The sequence below is a fragment of the Saccharothrix stipae genome (genome assembly GCF_054781895.1).
The window spans coordinates 494,442-510,586 of record NZ_BAAGTN010000005.1 but is presented as its reverse complement, the minus strand read 5'-3'; the positions used below and the strand labels follow the sequence as shown (position 1 = coordinate 510,586).

The window sequence follows — 16,145 nt, the reverse complement described above, 5'->3', positions numbered from 1 at the left end:
CGCGCAGCAGAACCCTGTGCAGGAAAACACCAGGCAGGAAAACCCTGTGCAGGAAGACCCCGTGCAGGATCACCCCTTGCAGGAAGACCCCGTGCAGGACGACACCGTGCAGCGGAACGAACACGAGCCCGTGCAGTGGCGGGTCGAACCGCCGCCGCGGTTGCGGTCCGAGGAACCACCGCCGGTCGACATGTTCGACTCGCCGACGATGGTCCAGCCCGTCGTTCGTGACGACGTGCCACCGGTCGGGCTCGGCGCGGCCTTCGTGAAGGGGCCCGTCATCCCCACCGCCCGGGTGCCCGAGCCGCCCGACTACCCGTTGCCGTCGGTGCCGGAGCAACCCGCTGAGGTGCGGGAGCGGCCGGTCTTCCCGCCGGCCGACGTGGACGCACCCGAGGACGAGACGACGCCCGAACCGGACCAGGTGCCGGGTGTCCCCGAGCCGGACCAGGTGCCGCCGGTCCCGATCCCCGACCCGGTGCCCTCCGGCCCGTCACCGGAAACGGCGCCCGCACCGCCGCCGCAGTCCTCGCGCTTCGGCCCCACCGGATTCCTCAGCGCCGCGGACGTGGAGCACGACGACGCCCCGCCGACGGATCAAGCGCCGACCCCGACGGCCGCGGGCGAGGAACCGAAGGAGCCCTTCGTCACGGCCGTCGTCGTCGGCGGCAAGACGATCGACCTGCCGCCCCTCGTCGTCGAACCGACACCACCCGCCCTCGACTCACCCAGCGCCACCCGCGCCTCACGCCGCCACAAGAGCGACCTCAGCCTGGCCGAGCTCCTCGCCGAGGCCCTGGTCGCCTACGAGGACGCCCGACGCGAGGACGAGGCCGCCGGCCGGGTGGACGAGGACACCGTCCCCATCTCACCTGTCGGGAGCACCCCGCCCGAGTCCGACAACGAGACCACGGCCCCGATCCAGCGCGTCGACCCCGCCGCCCGGTTCGACACGTGGACACTTCCCGAAGCGTGAAATGATTTGAGGTTCTAATAAGGTTCCCCGCCGGTAACAAAGCCGGAAAATGGCCTGTGTCGTAGCGAATTGCCACTTTCCGGCAAGTTGTTCGATTCAGTGCGAGGGTTGTACGAACGGGGTTCGCGCGCGTCTGGTTAAGTTGTGCGCGGACCCGGTACACAGAGGTACCGGATAGCGTGGAGTCGCCTGAACATGACCTCGACTGGAGTCCCGTCCCGATCCGAGCTCGCCGCCCGCGACGACGGCGCGGCCCGCCCGGCCAGTCCCGAACAGGTTCGTGACGAATTGATCGAACGGGCCGCAGCCAACGCCCCCGAGCTCGCCGACCTCATCCGCCTCTACTACCGCCACGTGCCCGCCGAGGAAGTCAACGACGACGACCCGGTCGACCTGGTGGGTGCGGTGCGCTCGAACTACCAGCTCGCCGAGACCCGGGTGCCCGGTCGTCCGGTGGTGCGGATCCTCAACCCGACCCGCGCGCACGACGGCTGGACGTGCCCGGCCACGGTGGTGCAGGTGGTCACCGACGACATGCCGTACCTGGTCGACTCGGTGGCCTCCGAGCTGACCCGCGGCGGCGTGCAGGTGCAGCGGGTGGTGCACCCGATCGTCGTGGTGCGCCGGGACCTGGTGACGGGCGCCCTGCAGGAGGTCATGCCGACCGCCGACCCGGCCGACCCGCCGGGCGACGCGCTGGCCGAGTCGTGGATGTACATCGAGGTCGACCTCCTCACCGACCCCGACCGGGCGCGTGAGCTGGAGACCAAGCTGCACACCGTCCTCAACGACGTCCGCGAGGTCGTCGAGGACACCGACAAGATGACCGGCACGGCCCTGCACCTGGCCGAGGAGCTGGAGTCCGACCCGCCGCCGCTGCCCGGCCACGACGTGCGGGACGGCGCGAACCTGCTGCGCTGGCTGGCCCACGACCACTTCACCTTCCTCGGCTACCGCCGCTACGAACTGGTCCGCGACGACCCGGCGACCGACGGCGAACCCGCGCTGCGGGCGGTCCTCGCGAGTGGTCTCGGTGTGCTCAGACAGGACAGCCTCGCGGCGCGCAGCCTGACCGCGGGCCCGGACGCGGGCGCGCAGGCACTGTCATCGGAACTGCTCGTCCTGACGCAGGCCAGCGCGCAGTCGAGCGTGCACCGGTCGGTCTACCCGTACTACGTGGGCGTGAAGACCTTCGACGCCGAGGGCAACGTGACCGGTGAGCACCGGTTCCTGGGCGTCTTCTCCACCACCGCCCTGCACGAGGACGTGCTGGACATCCCGGCCATCGAACGCCGGGTCCGCGACGTCATCCACCGCGCCGGTTTCCCGCTGCACTCGTACTCGGGCCAGCGGATGCTGGAGGTGATCCAGAACTACCCCCGCACCGAGCTGTTCTCGGTCGACACGGACACCCTCTACCAGACCGTCACGGGCGTGATCGCGCTGGCCGAACGCCGCCGGCTGCGGCTGTTCCTGCGCCGCGACCCGTACGGCCGCTTCTACTCGTGCCTGGTCTACCTGCCGCGCGACCGCTACACGACGACGTCGCGGCTGGCCATGCAGGAAGTGCTGATCGACCAGCTCGGCGGGGTCAACCTGGAGTACAGCGCCCGCGTCGGCGAGTCCGCGCTGGCCCGCGTGCACTTCACCGTGCACACCGACCCGGCCCGCCAGGCCGAGCCGGACTCCGCCCACATCCAGCAGCTGCTGGCCGAGGCGGTGCGCTCCTGGGACGACCGGATGGTCGAGGCGGTCCTGGACCAGGGCAGCGGCCTGGGCGCGGAGTCGTCCTCGGAGCAGGGCCAGCGGATCGCCGCGGCGTTCCCCGAGGCGTACAAGGAGGACTTCACCGCCGCCGAGGGCCTGGCGGACTTCCGGCGCATCGAGGCGCTCCAGCCCGGTGACCTGGACCTGGCCTTCTACGCGCCGCGCGAGGTGGAGCCGGGTGAACGGCGGTTCAAGCTGTTCCTCGTCGGCGCCCGGTTGACGCTGTCCGACGTGCTGCCGATGCTGCAGCGCATGGGCGTGGTCGTGGTGGACGAGCGGCCCTACGAGCTGACCCGCGACGACGGCGTCGAGTGCTGGATCTACGACTTCGGCCTGCGCATCGACCAGGGCACGCTCGACAAGTTGTCCGGCGAGGACCAGGAGTCGGTGCGCACCCGGTTCCAGGACGCGTTCGCCGCCTCGTGGCGCGGTGAGGCCGAGGTGGACGGCTTCAACACCCTCGTGCTCAAGGCGGGCGTCACGTGGCAGCAGGCGGCGACGCTGCGCGCCTACGCCAAGTTCCTGCGCCAGGCGGGCACGCCGTACAGCCAGGACTACATCGAGGACGCCGTCCTCGCGCACACCGAGGTCGCCACGGCCCTGGTGCGGCTGTTCGAGGCGCGGTTCGACCCGGGCCTGTCCGACGAGCAGCGCGCGGGCCGCACCGAGCACCTGGTCGACGAGATCACCGCGATGATCGACGACGTGACCAGCCTCGACGCGGACCGCATCCTGCGCAGCCTGCTCACGTTGGTGCAGGCCACGTTGCGCACGAACTACTTCGTCCGCGACGTCGACGGCAACCCGCGCCCGTACCTGGCGGTGAAGCTGAACCCGCGCGCGATCCCGGACCTGCCGCAGCCGCGGCCGCGGTTCGAGATCTTCGTGTACTCGCCGCGCCTGGAGGGCGTGCACCTGCGGTTCGGCCCGGTGGCGCGGGGTGGTCTGCGCTGGTCCGACCGGCGCGAGGACTTCCGCACCGAGATCCTGGGCCTGGTGAAGGCGCAGGCGGTGAAGAACGCGGTGATCGTGCCGGTGGGCGCGAAGGGCGGGTTCGTGCTGAAGAAGCCGCCGACCCCGACCGGCGACCAGGGCCTGGACCGCGAGGCGCTGCTGGCCGAGGGGATCGCCTGCTACCGGCAGTTCATCTCCGGCCTGCTGGACCTGACCGACAACCTGAACGCCGGCACGGTGCTGCCCGCGCCCCAGGTCGTCCGGCACGACGGTGACGACACCTACCTGGTGGTCGCGGCGGACAAGGGCACGGCGTCGTTCTCCGACATCGCCAACGAGGTGTCGAAGTCCTACGGCTTCTGGCTGGGTGACGCGTTCGCGTCCGGCGGTTCCGTCGGCTACGACCACAAGGCGATGGGCATCACCGCCAAGGGCGCGTGGGAGAGCGTGAAGCGGCACTTCCGCGAGCTGGGCACGGACACGCAGTCGGAGGAGTTCACCGTCGTCGGCGTCGGCGACATGTCCGGTGACGTGTTCGGCAACGGGATGCTGCTGTCCGAGCACATCCGGCTGGTGGCCGCGTTCGACCACCGGCACGTCTTCATCGACCCGGACCCGACCGCCGCCACGAGCTTCACCGAGCGCAAGCGGCTGTTCGAGCTGCCCCGCTCGTCCTGGGACGACTACGACCGCTCGCTGATCAGCGAGGGCGGCGGCGTGTGGCCGCGCACGGCCAAGTCGATCCCGGTCAGCGAGCAGGCGCGGGTGGCGTTGGGCCTGGCCGAGGGCGTGGTGAAGCTGTCGCCGCAGGAGCTGATGAAGGCGATCCTGCTGGCGCCGGTCGACCTGCTGTGGAACGGCGGCATCGGCACCTACGTGAAGGCCGGCGCGGAGTCGCACGCCGAGGTCGGCGACAAGGCCAACGACGCGATCCGGGTCGACGGCGCGGACCTGCGGGTGAAGGTCGTCGGCGAGGGCGGCAACCTGGGCCTGACCCAACGCGGCCGGATCGAGTTCGCCCGTGCCGGTGGACCCGACGGGCGGGGCGGCAAGGTCAACACCGACGCGCTGGACAACTCCGCGGGCGTGGACTGCTCCGACCACGAGGTCAACATCAAGATCATGCTGGACGAGCTGGTCCGGGACGGCCGGCTCGACCAGGACCAGCGCAACGAGCTGCTGGGCCAGATGACCGACGAGGTCGGCGAGCTGGTGCTGGCCGACAACTACTCGCAGAACGCCGTGCTCGGCGTCTCCCGCGCGCACGCCGCGCCGATGCTGTCGGTGCACGCGCGCCTGGTCGCCGACCTGGAACAGCGCGGCGCGCTCGACCGGACGCTGGAAGCGCTGCCGAGCCCGGCGGAGTTCAAGGCGCTGGAGAAGGCGGGCGACGGCCTCACCTCGCCGGAACTGGCCACGCTGCTCGCGCACGTGAAGCTGGCGTTGAAGGAGGAGGTGCTGGCCAGCGACCTGCCGACGATCGACGTGCTGGCCCGCCGGCTGCCCGACTACTTCCCGAGCGAGCTGCGGGAGCGGTTCGCCGACGCGATCGGCAGCCACCCGCTGTCCCGCGAGATCATCACCACGGTGCTGGTCAACGAGGTCGTGGACGGCGGCGGGGTGTCCTACCCGTTCCGCCTGGCCGAGGAGCTCAGCGCTTCGGCGACGGACGCGGTGCGCGCCTACACCGTGGTGACGGCGATCTACGACCTGCCGTCGCTGTGGCGGGAGATCCGGGCGCTGGACACCGTCGTGCCGACCGACGTGCAGGACGACATGGTGCTGGAGACCCGCCGCCTGCTCGACCGCGCGTCGCGCTGGCTGCTCACCAACCGGCCCCAGCCGCTCGCGGTCGGGTCGACGATCAGCCGGTTCGCCCCGGTGGTCGCCGAACTGGCGCCGCGCACGATCGACATGCTCCAGGGGCACGAGAAGGAGTCCGTGCTGGAGCACGTCGAACGGCTGGTGGGCCACGGCGTGCCGGTGGAGCTGGCGCGGCGGATCGCCGGGCTGCTGTTCACCTACGGGCTGCTGGACGTGACCGAGGTGGCCGAACTCGCCGAGCGCGAGGAGGGCGAGGGCGCGACCGGGCAGGAGCGGACGCACGAGGAGACGGCGGAGCTGTACTTCGCGCTGTCCGACCACCTGGACGTCGACCGGATGCTCAGCTCGGTGTCGGGGCTGGAACGGCTGAACCGCTGGCACTCGTTGGCGCGCCTGGCGCTGCGGGACGACTTCTACTCGTCGCTGCGGTCGATCACGATCGACGTGCTGCGCTCGGCCGACCCGGGTGACGGTGCGGACGAGAAGATCGCCAAGTGGGAGCAGACCAACTCCTCGCGACTGGGCCGGGCGCGCGCCGCGCTGGCCGAGATCAACCGGGTCACCAAGCTCGACCTGGCCACCCTCTCCGTGGCCGCGCGCCAAGTCCGCAGCATGATCCGCTGACGTCTCCGGGGTGTCGCGGCGCGGACCGCGACACCCCGGATCCCGCACCCGAACCGGAGCCCGCCGACACCGCGCGGCCCGGAAGTGTCGGACCCCTCTGGGATGATGAAAGCAGGGGACCCCCTGGCGGGGACCCCTGCGAAGCGGCGGGATCCCCTGCGAAGCGAGCCTCCGGGTGGGCGGGGCTAGTTGCGCCAGGTGTCGTTCAGCGTCGCCGGTGATGTGGCGGATCGGTTGGTCCCGCTCTCCCAGGTCACCGCGCCGTTGGCCTCCTTGCGGAGGTACTTGTACTGGAACGCGGTCCCGGTGGGCAGGGACACCGAGGCCCGCCAGACCGGGTAGGTGGCCGAGGACAGCGCCACCGCGTTCGCCGGGTTCCACGCGCCCAGCGCCGCGTGGTCCCCGACCACGAAGACGTTCTGCCCCACCGAGGTCGTGGCGTTCACCGCGAACGACGCGGCGCCGACGGGCGGGTTGCCCCCGGTCGCGCCGACGTGCAGCGCCAACGCCTCACCGGCGCCCAACGTCGCGGTGAACTGGCCGTTCGACCCGACCGCGACCGCGACGCACCCCTCCTTCTGCACGTTGCAGTACGACCCGGCGGGCAGCGAGGTCTGGAACGTCCGCGTCAACGACGACGCCTCGCGGTTGATCGCGACGAAGCCCTTGGCGCCCCGCCCGAACGCGATCGCGTCACCGCCGTTGTCCCACCAGTTGCCCACCGACGTGCCGGCCACGGCGTTGCGGAAGCCGACCATCGACGCGATCTGCGTCCACCGGTGCTGGCACTTCCACCCGGACGTGTAGCACTCCGAACCGCCGGGCGGTCCCGCGTCGTGGTTCGAGAACTCGTACCCCGAGTACACGTTCGGCGAACCGTAGGGCCAGGCCAGCATGAACACGTTCGCCAACGTGTAGGTGGAGCCGTCGCGGTAGGTCAACGTCGACCCGTTGCGCTCGGTGTCCCAGTTGTCCACGAACGCCCGTGCCTGCCCGCTCGGCAGGAAACCCCACGACTGCCCGAACGTGCTCAGGTAGGCCAGGTTCTCGTTGGCGAAGATCCTCTTGATGTCGTAGGCGTACCGGAACTCGTCCACGTCGCCCGACCCGGTGTACTCGCCGGGCTGCACGGCCTCACCGGCGCCGTAGATCACCTCGTGCACCCAGTACACGTTCGGGTTGCTCAGCCGGGACTTGATCGCGGACAGGTCGGCCGCGGGCATGTGCTTGGCCGCGTCCACCCGGAACCCGTCCACCCCGAGCGAGATCAGGTGGTTCAGGTACGTCGCGATCCGGCCGCGCACGTAGTCGCTGCCGGTGTCCAGGTCCGACAGCCCGACCAGTTCGCAGTTCTGCACGTTGTCGCGGTTGCGGTAGTCGCTGATGTGCGACCGGCACGAGTGGAAGTCCCAGTCGCTGTAGATGCCGGGGTAGGCGTACTTCGTGTACGACGAGCCGCCGGTGCCCGTGCCCGACCCGGCGCTCATGTGGTTGATCACCGCGTCCGCGATGACCTTGACGCCCGCCACGTGGCAGGTGTTCACCATGGCGCGGAACGCGGCCTCGTCACCGAGGCGACCGGCGATGCGGTAGCTGACGGGCTGGTACGAGGTCCACCACTGGGAGCCCTGGATGTGCTCGGTGGCGGGGGAGACCTCCACGAACCCGTAGCCCTTGGGCCCGAGCACGTTCGTGCACTCGGCGGCGACCCGCGAGAACGGCCACTGGAACAGGGTGGCGGTGACGTCCTTCGCGGACGGCGGCGCCGCAAAACTTTGCGGAACCGCCAAGAGGCTGAACAGGAGGACGGCTATCGCGCACAAAGCGCGTCGACTGGCGGAAACCACGTTGTCTCCTAGGTGGCAGGGATGTGCTCTAGGTCATACCAGCTGCCAGACTTGCTGAAAACACTTGCAAAGTATTTCATTGCCCTCCGGCGGAACCGATCCGGAAGGACACCCCATGACGCAGGACTGGTGGCGCGAGGCCGTCATCTACCAGGTCTACGTGCGCAGCTTCGCCGACTCGAACGGCGACGGCGTCGGTGACCTGCCCGGCATCCGCTCCCGACTGCCCTACCTGGCCGACCTCGGCGTGGACGCGGTCTGGATCACGCCGTTCTACGAGTCCCCGATGGCCGACGGCGGCTACGACGTGGCCGACTACCGGACCGTCGACCCGCTGTTCGGTTCCAACGACGACGCCGAGGCGCTGGTCCGGGACGCGCACGAGTTGGGCATCCGGGTGATCGTCGACCTGGTCCCCAACCACACCAGCGACCGGCACGCGTGGTTCCGGCAGGCGCTCGAGGCCGCGCCCGGCTCGCCGGAACGCGCCCGCTACCACTTCCGCGACGGCCGCGGCGAGCAGCCGCCGAACGACTGGGAGTCCGTCTTCGGCGGCCCGGCGTGGACGCGGGTCCCCGACGGCCAGTGGTACCTGCACCTGTTCGCGCCCGAGCAGCCCGACCTGAACTGGGACCAGCCGGAGGTGCGCGACGAGTTCCTCGACGTGCTGCGCTTCTGGCTCGACCTCGGCGTGGACGGCTTCCGCATCGACGTCGCCCACGGCATGGTCAAGGCCGACGGCCTGCCGGACGTGGGCACGCCCGGTCACCTCAAGCTGCTGGGCACCGAGGCGCTGCCGTTCTTCGACCAGGACGGCGTGCACGAGATCTACCGCGACTGGCGCAAGGTGCTCGACTCCTACCCGGGCAACCGGATCGGCGTGGCCGAGGCGTGGACGCCCAGCCCCGAGCGCACCGCCCGCTACCTGCGCGCCGACGAGCTGCACCAGGCGTTCAACTTCCACTACCTGACCGCCGAGTGGCGCGCCGCCGACCTCAAGCAGGTCATCGACGACTCGCTGGCCGCGATGGCGCCGGTGGCCGCGCCGACCACGTGGGTGCTGTCCAACCACGACGTGCGGCGGCACGCGACGCGGTACGGCAGCGTGGCGCGGGCGCGTGCCGCCGCGTTGCTGATGCTGGCCCTGCCCGGCAGCGCGTACGTCTACCAGGGCGAGGAACTGGGCCTGCCCGAGGTCCTGGACCTGCCCGAGGACGTGCTCCAGGACCCGGTGTGGGAGCGGTCCGGCCACACCGACCGCGGCCGGGATGGCTGCCGCGTGCCGATCCCGTGGACGCCGGACGGCCCGTCGTTCGGTTTCGGCGACGGCGGCTCGTGGCTGCCGCAGCCGGCTGACTGGGCGGGGCTGAGCGTCGCGAGCCAGACCGGCGACCCGAACTCGGTGCTGGAGCTCTACCGCGACGCGCTGCGCGTGCGACGTGAGCACCCCGACCTCGGCGCGGGCTCCTCCGTGGAGTGGCTGGACGTGCCCGAGGGCGTGTTGTCGTTCCGCCGCGGCGCGTTCACCTGCGCGGTGAACCTCGGCCCGGACGTGGCACGGCTGCCCGCCGACGGCCGGGTGGTGCTCGCCTCGGGTGGATTCGCGACCGAGGACGCGGACGTCCTGGTGCCGCCGGACACGACTGTGTGGCTGTCGCGCCCGTAGAGTCACCCGGTGTGACAGCGCGGCTCAGTGACATCGCGACCCAGGCAGGCGTGAGCGAGGCGACGGTCAGCCGGGTGGTCAACGGCAAGCCGGGCGTCTCCGCCGCCACCCGCCAGGCCGTGGTCGCCGCGATGGACGTCCTCGGCTACGAGCGCCCGCCCAGGCTCCGGCAGCGCAGCGCCGGGTTGATCGGGTTGATCACACCCGAGTTGAACAACCCGATCTTCCCGGCGTTGGCGCAGGTCATCGAGCAGGTGCTGACCAGGGACGGCTACACGCCGGTGCTGTGCACGCAGACGCCCGGCGGCTCGACCGAGGACCAGTTGACCGAGATGCTGGTCGACCGCGGCGTCACCGGGATCGTGTTCGTGTCCGGGCTGCACGCCGACACGACCGCCGACAAGGACCGGTACGTCAAGCTGGCCGGGCGGGGCGTGCCGTTCGTGATGATCAACGGGTACACCGACCAGGTGTCCGCCCCGTTCGTGTCGGTGGACAACCGGGCGGCCGTCCGGCTCGCCGTGTCGCACCTGGTCGAGCTCGGGCACGAGGTGATCGGGTTGGCCGTCGGCCCACCGCGGTTCGTGCCCGCGCAGCGCATGGTGGAGGGCTTCACGCTCGTCCGCCCGCAGGCCTCCCACCTGGTCGAGCACTCCCTGTTCACGGTCGAGGGCGGCCAGGCGGCGGCCAACGCCCTGCTGGACCGCGGCTGCACGGCGATCGTGTGCGGCAGCGACCTGATGGCGTTCGGCGCGATCCGCGCGGCCCGCCACCGCGGCCTGACCGTGCCGCGCGACGTCTCCGTGGTCGGCTTCGACGACTCGCCGCTGATCGTGTTCGCCGACCCGCCGTTGACCACGATCCGCCAGCCGGTCGAGGCCATGGGCCAGGCGGCCGTGCACGCGTTGCTGGAGGAGATCGGCGGCACGCTGAGGAGTTCCCTGTCGGCCGCCCACGCGGAGTTCGTGTTCCAGCCGGAGCTCGTGGTGCGCGGCTCGACCGGCGCCCGACCCAGATGACCCCGTCCGTCCGACACGTCCTCGCCCGGCGGATGAGGGCCCAACGGCTCTCCCGCCCCGCGACCGACGTGGCGGACCTGCTGGGTTCCGTCTTCGCCCTGCAAGCCCAGGACGTCGCGGCGGCACGACTCGCGGCGCGCGCCCGGGGCGTGCGGTCCCTCGACGGCCCACTGGTGCGCACGTGGGCCATGCGCGGCACCCTCCACCTGCTCCACGAACAGGACCTCTGGGTCGTGCCCCTGCTCGGCCCGACCTTCATCGCCGCCGGACGACGCCGTCGCGAACAACTCGGCCTCACCGACGAGCTGTGCGAGCGCGCGCTACCCGCGCTCCGCGAAGTCCTGACCGAGCCGCTGGAACGTGCCGAGCTCGTGCACCGGCTGGCCGAGGTCGGCATCGTGCTCGACCCGAAGTCGCAGGCGCCCGCGCACCTGCTGGCGTTCGCCGCGCACTCCGGCGTGCTGTGCCGGGGGCTCGACGACACCTACCGGCTGCTGGACATCACCTGCGAGCCCAAGGGCGTGGACGAGCTGTGGCGGCGGTACCGGCGCGCCTACGGCCCGGCGACGCCGGACGACTTCGCCGCCTGGAGCGGCCTGCCCAAGCGGCTGCTCAAGGACCTGCCTGAAGTGGAAGACGAACCAGCCGGGCCCGACGACACGGTCCGGATGCTCGGCCACTTCGACACTTACCTGCTCGGCTACCGCGACCGCTCCGCCGCGCTGGCGCCCGAGCACGCGCCGCTCGTGCAGACCGGCGGCGGCTTCCTCACCCCGCACGTCGTGGTGGGCGGCCGGGTGGTCGCGGTCTGGCGGCGCGACGGCGCGCGGATCGCCGTGCGCCCGTTCGGTGATCGTCCCGACATCGCCGACGAGGTCGCTGACCTGGCTCGATTCCTGGAGCTGGAGGCGCGCTTAACCTGGGTGTAGCACGTGGATAGGGTCACTGCCACGCATCGACACCGGGAGGCGCGTTCAAGTTGGGTGTGTTCGTCACGGGTGTGCGCCCGCGCTGGTCGGACATGGACGCGTTCGGCCACGTCAACCACGCCAACACGGTGACCTTGCTGGAAGAGGCGCGGATCGACCTGCTGTTCACCGAGGCCGCCAGGCACGGCGTGCCGGAGATGTCGCACGGCATGGTCGTGGCCCGGCTGGTGGTGGACTACCTCGCGCCGCTGGTGTTCACCGGTGACGACGTCGTGGTGGAGCTGTCCGTGCGAGAGTTGAAGTCCGCGTCGTTCACGCTGGACTACTCGGTGCGCGGCGGTCGCCAGGAGGGCAGCGCGGTCGTCACGACGGCGGAAACCCTCATGGTCCCCTACAACTTGACGGCCGGACGTCCGCGCCGTCTCCTCGAAGCCGAGCGCGACTTCCTCGCGGGCTGGCGAGCCGGAGGTAATGGTGCCTGAGCTGGTCCTCGCCGACCCCGCCGAGCGGGACGACCTCGGCGCGTTCGTCGCCCGGGCCGTCCGCCTGGACGCCCAGGCGGTGGTGCGGCTGCGCAACCGACCGTCGGGCGACCTGGTCGACGCGTGGGTGGCGACCCCGTTCGACACCCTGGCCACCCGCACCGTGGCCGGGAAGCTGACGCCTCAGGACAGCACCGTGTCGGGCACCGACCTGCTCACCGGCCTGGCCGTGGTGCGCAGCGAGACCGTCGACCCCGGTCCGGCGCGGGACATGATGTGGCGCTCGGCGCTACCGCCGTCGGCGGGCTGGCTGCCGGTGGACCGGCTGCCCGGCAGCGTGGTGTCGGAGCTGGCGGAGAAGGGCGTGGAGGTGGCGCGGGAGAACGCGGGCCCGCGCGGCACGCCGCCCGCGTCGCTGCTGGACCAGACGGTCATCACGGTCAGTGGTTCCGGGCTGGACGTGAAGGTGCCGATGCGGTGCCTGTTCGCGCTGTCCGGCATGGGCTTCCTGGGCGGTGACGACGTGCGCATCACCGCTACGGACTCGTGGCTGCGCATCGACGCCCGGTTCGGCGCGGTCGTCCGTCGCCGTCACTCCATGCTGCCCCTGCTCGTCTGACGCCGCGGATCATTCGTTCGATCCAGTTCCCATGTCGGACGAGCCGGCTACCCTGGTTTGGGAGAGCAGGGGGGTCCGGCGATGGAATTCAGGGTGCTGGGGCCGGTGCAGGCCCACGTCGAGGGCGGTCCGGTCGAGGTGGGCGGGCCGAAGCCGAGGACGCTGTTGGCGCTGCTCGCGGTCAACGTCGGCCGCGTGGTGGCGGTGGAGCAGCTGGTCGATGCGTTGTGGGGTGAGCGGCCACCCGGCGGCTCCCGTTCGGCCATCTACACCTACGTGTCGACGCTGCGCCGCGAGCTGGGTGACGTGCTGGTCAGGTCCGGTGGCGGCTACCTGTTGTCGGCCGAACCGGACCAGGTCGACCTGCACGTCTTCACGGCCCGGGTGGGCGAGGGTCGCCGCTCGCTGGCCGAGAACGATATCGAGGGCGCCGCGGCGCGGTTCGCCGCCGCCCTGGACGTGTGGCGCGGCGTGCCGTTGGGTGGTGCCCAGGGCGCGTGGGCCGAAGGCGAGCGGTCCCGGCTCGAAGAGCTGCGCTCGGGCGCGCTGGAGGATCGGTTCGACGCCGACCTGGCCCTGGGCCGGGGTGAGGCGCTGGTCTCCGAGCTGACCGCGGCCGTGGCCGAGAACCCGCTGCGGGAACGGTTACGCAGCCAGCTCATGCTCGCCCTGAGCCAGGCGGGCAGGCGGGCCGAGGCGTTGGCCGCCTACCAGGAGGGCAGGCGCGTCCTGCTCGACGAGCTGGGCCTGGAACCGGGCCTGGAGCTGCGGTCCACGCACGAGCGCGTCCTGCGCGGCCCGACCACCCCGGAGGCGCGCAGCACCGCCGAGGCCGGCCCGCCGCCCAGCCAGCTGCCGTTCGACGTCGCCGACTTCACCGGCCGGGTGGCCGAGCGCGACCGCCTGGTGGCGCACCTGACCGCGGGCCGCGGCGCGATGCGCGTGTGCGCGATCTCCGGCCAGCCGGGCGCCGGCAAGTCGACCCTCGCGGCGCACGCCGCGCACGCGATGCGCGGGCACTTCACCGACGGCCAGCTGTACGCGAACCTGCGCGGCGTGCACCCCGTGCCCGCCGACCCGGCCGAGGTGCTCGCCGGGTTCCTGCGCGCCCTGGGCGTGTCGAGGGAGGTCATCCCGGCCGACCTGGAGGAACGCGCCCAGCTCTACCGCACCCTGTTGGCCGACCGCCGGGTGCTGGTCGTGCTGGACGACGTCCGCGACGAACGGCAGATCCGGCCGTTGCTGCCCGGCGGCACGACCTGCGCCGTGCTGACCACGAGCCGGGAACGCCTCGGGGCCCTCAGCGGCGCGGCCCACCTCGAACTGAGCGTGATGCGGGATGCCGAAGCGCTGGAACTGCTCGACCGGGTCGTCGGCGACGGCCGGGTGGCCGCCGAATCCAAGGCCGCCGAGGACATCGTCCGGCTCTGCGGCCGGCTGCCGCTCGCGCTGCGCATCGCCGGCGCCCGCCTGGCCGCCCGCCCGCAGTGGCGGCTCGCCCGCCTCGCCGAACGCCTCGGCATAAAGCGCCGCGTGCTGCAAGAGCTCGCCGTCGGTGACCTTGAGGTGCGCGGCAGCCTCGCGTTGAGCTACGACGGGTTGGCCGAACGGGAACGCGCGGCGTTGCGCAGGCTGGCGGTGTTGGACGTCGCCACCTTCGGTGGCTGGCTGGTCGCGCCCCTGCTCGACTCCGACCCCCGCGAGGCGGAGGAGGTCGTGGAGCGCCTGGTCGACTCACGGCTGCTCGACCTCGCCACCACCGATGGCGGCGCCACGCTGCGCTACCGCATGCACGACCTGACCAGGGCGTTCGCCCGTGAACGCGGTGAAGCCGAGCAGTTCGAGACCGCCGTCAGGACTGCCTGCGCCCATGCCGCCCGCACCTGGCTGGCCCTGCTCGACCTCGCGAACAGCCGCGTCCCGCACACCGCGCTCGACCACAACCGGGACCGCACCACCACCGACCACCCTCACTTCGACCCGGATGCGGCGGCCGAGATCATCGCCGACCCCGAGGCGCGGTTCGACGCCGAGCAGGCGGACCTGGTCGGCCTGGTGGAACGGGTGAGCGAGCTCGACCTGACCGACGGGGCGACCAGGCTCGCCGTCCTGTGCTCCTCGCGGTTCTCCGTGCGCAACCTGTTCGACCAGTGGTGGCGCACGCACTCGGCGGCGTTGGAGGCGGCCCGCCGCGTGGGCGACCGGGCCGGTGAGGCGCGGCCCCTGTCGGCGCTGGGGTGGCTGCGCTACGAGCAGGACCGGTTCGAGGAGGCCGCGTCGTACTACGGGCAGGCGCTGGAGGCCTACCGGGAGAGCGGGGACGTCCGGGGCGAGGCCTCGACCCGGCTCGCGCTGAGCACGGTCATGCGCGAGCTCGGCGAGCTGACCGAGGCCACCGAGATGCTCGACCTGGCCCTGCCCGCGCTGCGGGAGCTGGGCGAGAAGCGCCTGGTCGCCCAGGCGTCGCACGAGCTGGGACAGGTGTTGACCGAGCAGGGTCACCTGGACCTGGCGCTGGAGGCGTGCGAGCAGACCCTGCGCGCCTACCGCGCCGCCGGCGACCGCCGCGGTGAGGGGATCGCCATGCGTTCGGTGAGCATCGTGCACCGCGCCGCCGAGCGCTGGGACCTCGCGGCCGAGTACGCCGCACGCGCCGTGGAGATCCTGCGGACCCTGGGCGACCGGCTGATGTCGGCCTACGCCGTCCAGGCCTTGGCCAAGGTCCGCATTCGCCAGGACCGCGGCGACGCCGTGCGCAGCGACCTGCTCGAATCCCTCAGCACGTGCAACGAGATGCAGGACCGCTTCGGTCAGGCACTCGTGCTGCGCACCCTCGGCGAGCTGGAGCTGGCGGGCGAGCGGCCCGAGGTGGCCCGCCGCTACCTGGACCGCTCCCTGCACTGGTGGGAGTCGTTGTCGCTACCGGTGTGGCGGGCCCGGACGCTGCGGGACCTGGCCGCCGCCCTGGCCGCGTCGGGCGAGCCGGAAGCTGCCGAAGCGGCCTGGCGGGAAGCCGATGGGATCTTCCGCGCGCACGGCTGCCGCGAGTCGAGCGAGCCGTTCCGACCGGTGCCGGGCACCTCCCACGCCATCGCTTGACCGGCGGTTTTAGATTTCTTTCAGGCACCGCGCAGATGATTCCACCACGCGAAAGCGGTGGGGAGGCGCGGTCGAGGGGTCCGCGCCTCCCCACATCGGTCAGGCCGGTCGGATCGGTCCGACCCGCCGGGTCGGTCGGGCCAGCCACATCGGTCGGATCGGCCGGGTCGGTCGGACCAGCCGCGCCGGTCGGATCGGGCGGATCGGCCGAGCCGGTCGGACCAGCGACATCGGTCCGGCCGGCCAGGTCGGTCGGTCGAGCCGGCCGAGGTGGCCGCCGCGACGGCGAAGCTCGCCAGGTCCGTCAGACCGGCCGGCCGGCCGAGGTGGGTGCCGCGA

8 protein-coding genes are annotated in these 16,145 nt (G+C 71.8%); 7 read left to right on the top strand and 1 reads right to left on the bottom strand.

Annotated features, from left to right (window positions below):
• Positions 1–1,171: 1,171 nt before the first annotated feature.
• Complete coding sequence (locus ACYVLT_RS11280) at positions 1,172–6,145, top strand: NAD-glutamate dehydrogenase (RefSeq protein WP_461120060.1); 4,974 nt, start codon at positions 1,172–1,174, stop codon at positions 6,143–6,145.
• A gap of 185 nt (positions 6,146–6,330) precedes the next feature.
• On the opposite strand, the gene ACYVLT_RS11275 is transcribed toward ACYVLT_RS11280, so the two are convergent.
• The gene (locus ACYVLT_RS11275; protein WP_461120059.1) at positions 6,331–7,935 is read right to left on the bottom strand and encodes a carbohydrate-binding module family 20 domain-containing protein; all 1,605 of its coding nucleotides are present in this window, start codon (positions 7,933–7,935) and stop codon (positions 6,331–6,333) included.
• 172 nt (positions 7,936–8,107) lie between these two features.
• On the opposite strand from ACYVLT_RS11275, the gene ACYVLT_RS11270 reads away from it, so the two are divergent.
• The 6 genes from ACYVLT_RS11270 to ACYVLT_RS11245 all read left to right on the top strand — a co-directional run bounded on the left by ACYVLT_RS11270 (position 8,108) and on the right by ACYVLT_RS11245 (position 15,806).
• Positions 8,108–9,658: a glycoside hydrolase family 13 protein gene (locus ACYVLT_RS11270; RefSeq protein ID WP_461120058.1), complete on the top strand. Its 1,551-nt coding sequence runs from the start codon at positions 8,108–8,110 to the stop codon at positions 9,656–9,658.
• Positions 9,659–9,669: 11 nt separating this feature from the next.
• Positions 9,670–10,677 carry a LacI family DNA-binding transcriptional regulator gene (locus ACYVLT_RS11265; RefSeq protein ID WP_461120057.1) on the top strand — a complete coding sequence of 336 codons (1,008 nt, stop codon included), beginning with the start codon at positions 9,670–9,672 and terminating at the stop codon, positions 10,675–10,677.
• 32 nt (positions 10,678–10,709) lie between these two features.
• On the top strand, positions 10,710–11,606 hold the full coding sequence (locus ACYVLT_RS11260) for a DNA glycosylase AlkZ-like family protein (RefSeq protein ID WP_461120056.1): 897 nt from the start codon (positions 10,710–10,712) through the stop codon (positions 11,604–11,606).
• Positions 11,607–11,656: 50 nt separating this feature from the next.
• Positions 11,657–12,088, top strand: a complete 432-nt coding sequence (locus tag ACYVLT_RS11255; RefSeq protein ID WP_360452133.1) for an acyl-CoA thioesterase — start codon at positions 11,657–11,659, stop codon at positions 12,086–12,088.
• Positions 12,081–12,707, top strand: a complete 627-nt coding sequence (locus ACYVLT_RS11250) for a hypothetical protein (RefSeq protein WP_360452135.1) — start codon at positions 12,081–12,083, stop codon at positions 12,705–12,707. The genes ACYVLT_RS11255 and ACYVLT_RS11250 overlap by 8 nt, the downstream gene beginning before the upstream one ends.
• An 81-nt stretch (positions 12,708–12,788) precedes the next feature.
• Positions 12,789–15,806, top strand: coding sequence for an AfsR/SARP family transcriptional regulator (locus ACYVLT_RS11245; RefSeq protein ID WP_461120055.1), 3,018 nt, complete (start codon positions 12,789–12,791; stop codon positions 15,804–15,806).
• The last annotated feature ends 339 nt before the right edge of the window (positions 15,807–16,145 follow it).

Bases quoted from the DNA above. Each gene is read 5' to 3' on its own strand.
- ACYVLT_RS11260 (WP_461120056.1), top strand. From the start codon at position 10,710: ATGAGGGCCCAACGGCTCTCCCGCCCCGCGACCGACGTGGCGGACCTG.
- ACYVLT_RS11245 (WP_461120055.1), top strand. From the start codon at position 12,789: ATGGAATTCAGGGTGCTGGGGCCGGTGCAGGCCCACGTCGAGGGCGGT.
- ACYVLT_RS11280 (WP_461120060.1), top strand. From the start codon at position 1,172: ATGACCTCGACTGGAGTCCCGTCCCGATCCGAGCTCGCCGCCCGCGAC.
- ACYVLT_RS11270 (WP_461120058.1), top strand. From the start codon at position 8,108: ATGACGCAGGACTGGTGGCGCGAGGCCGTCATCTACCAGGTCTACGTG.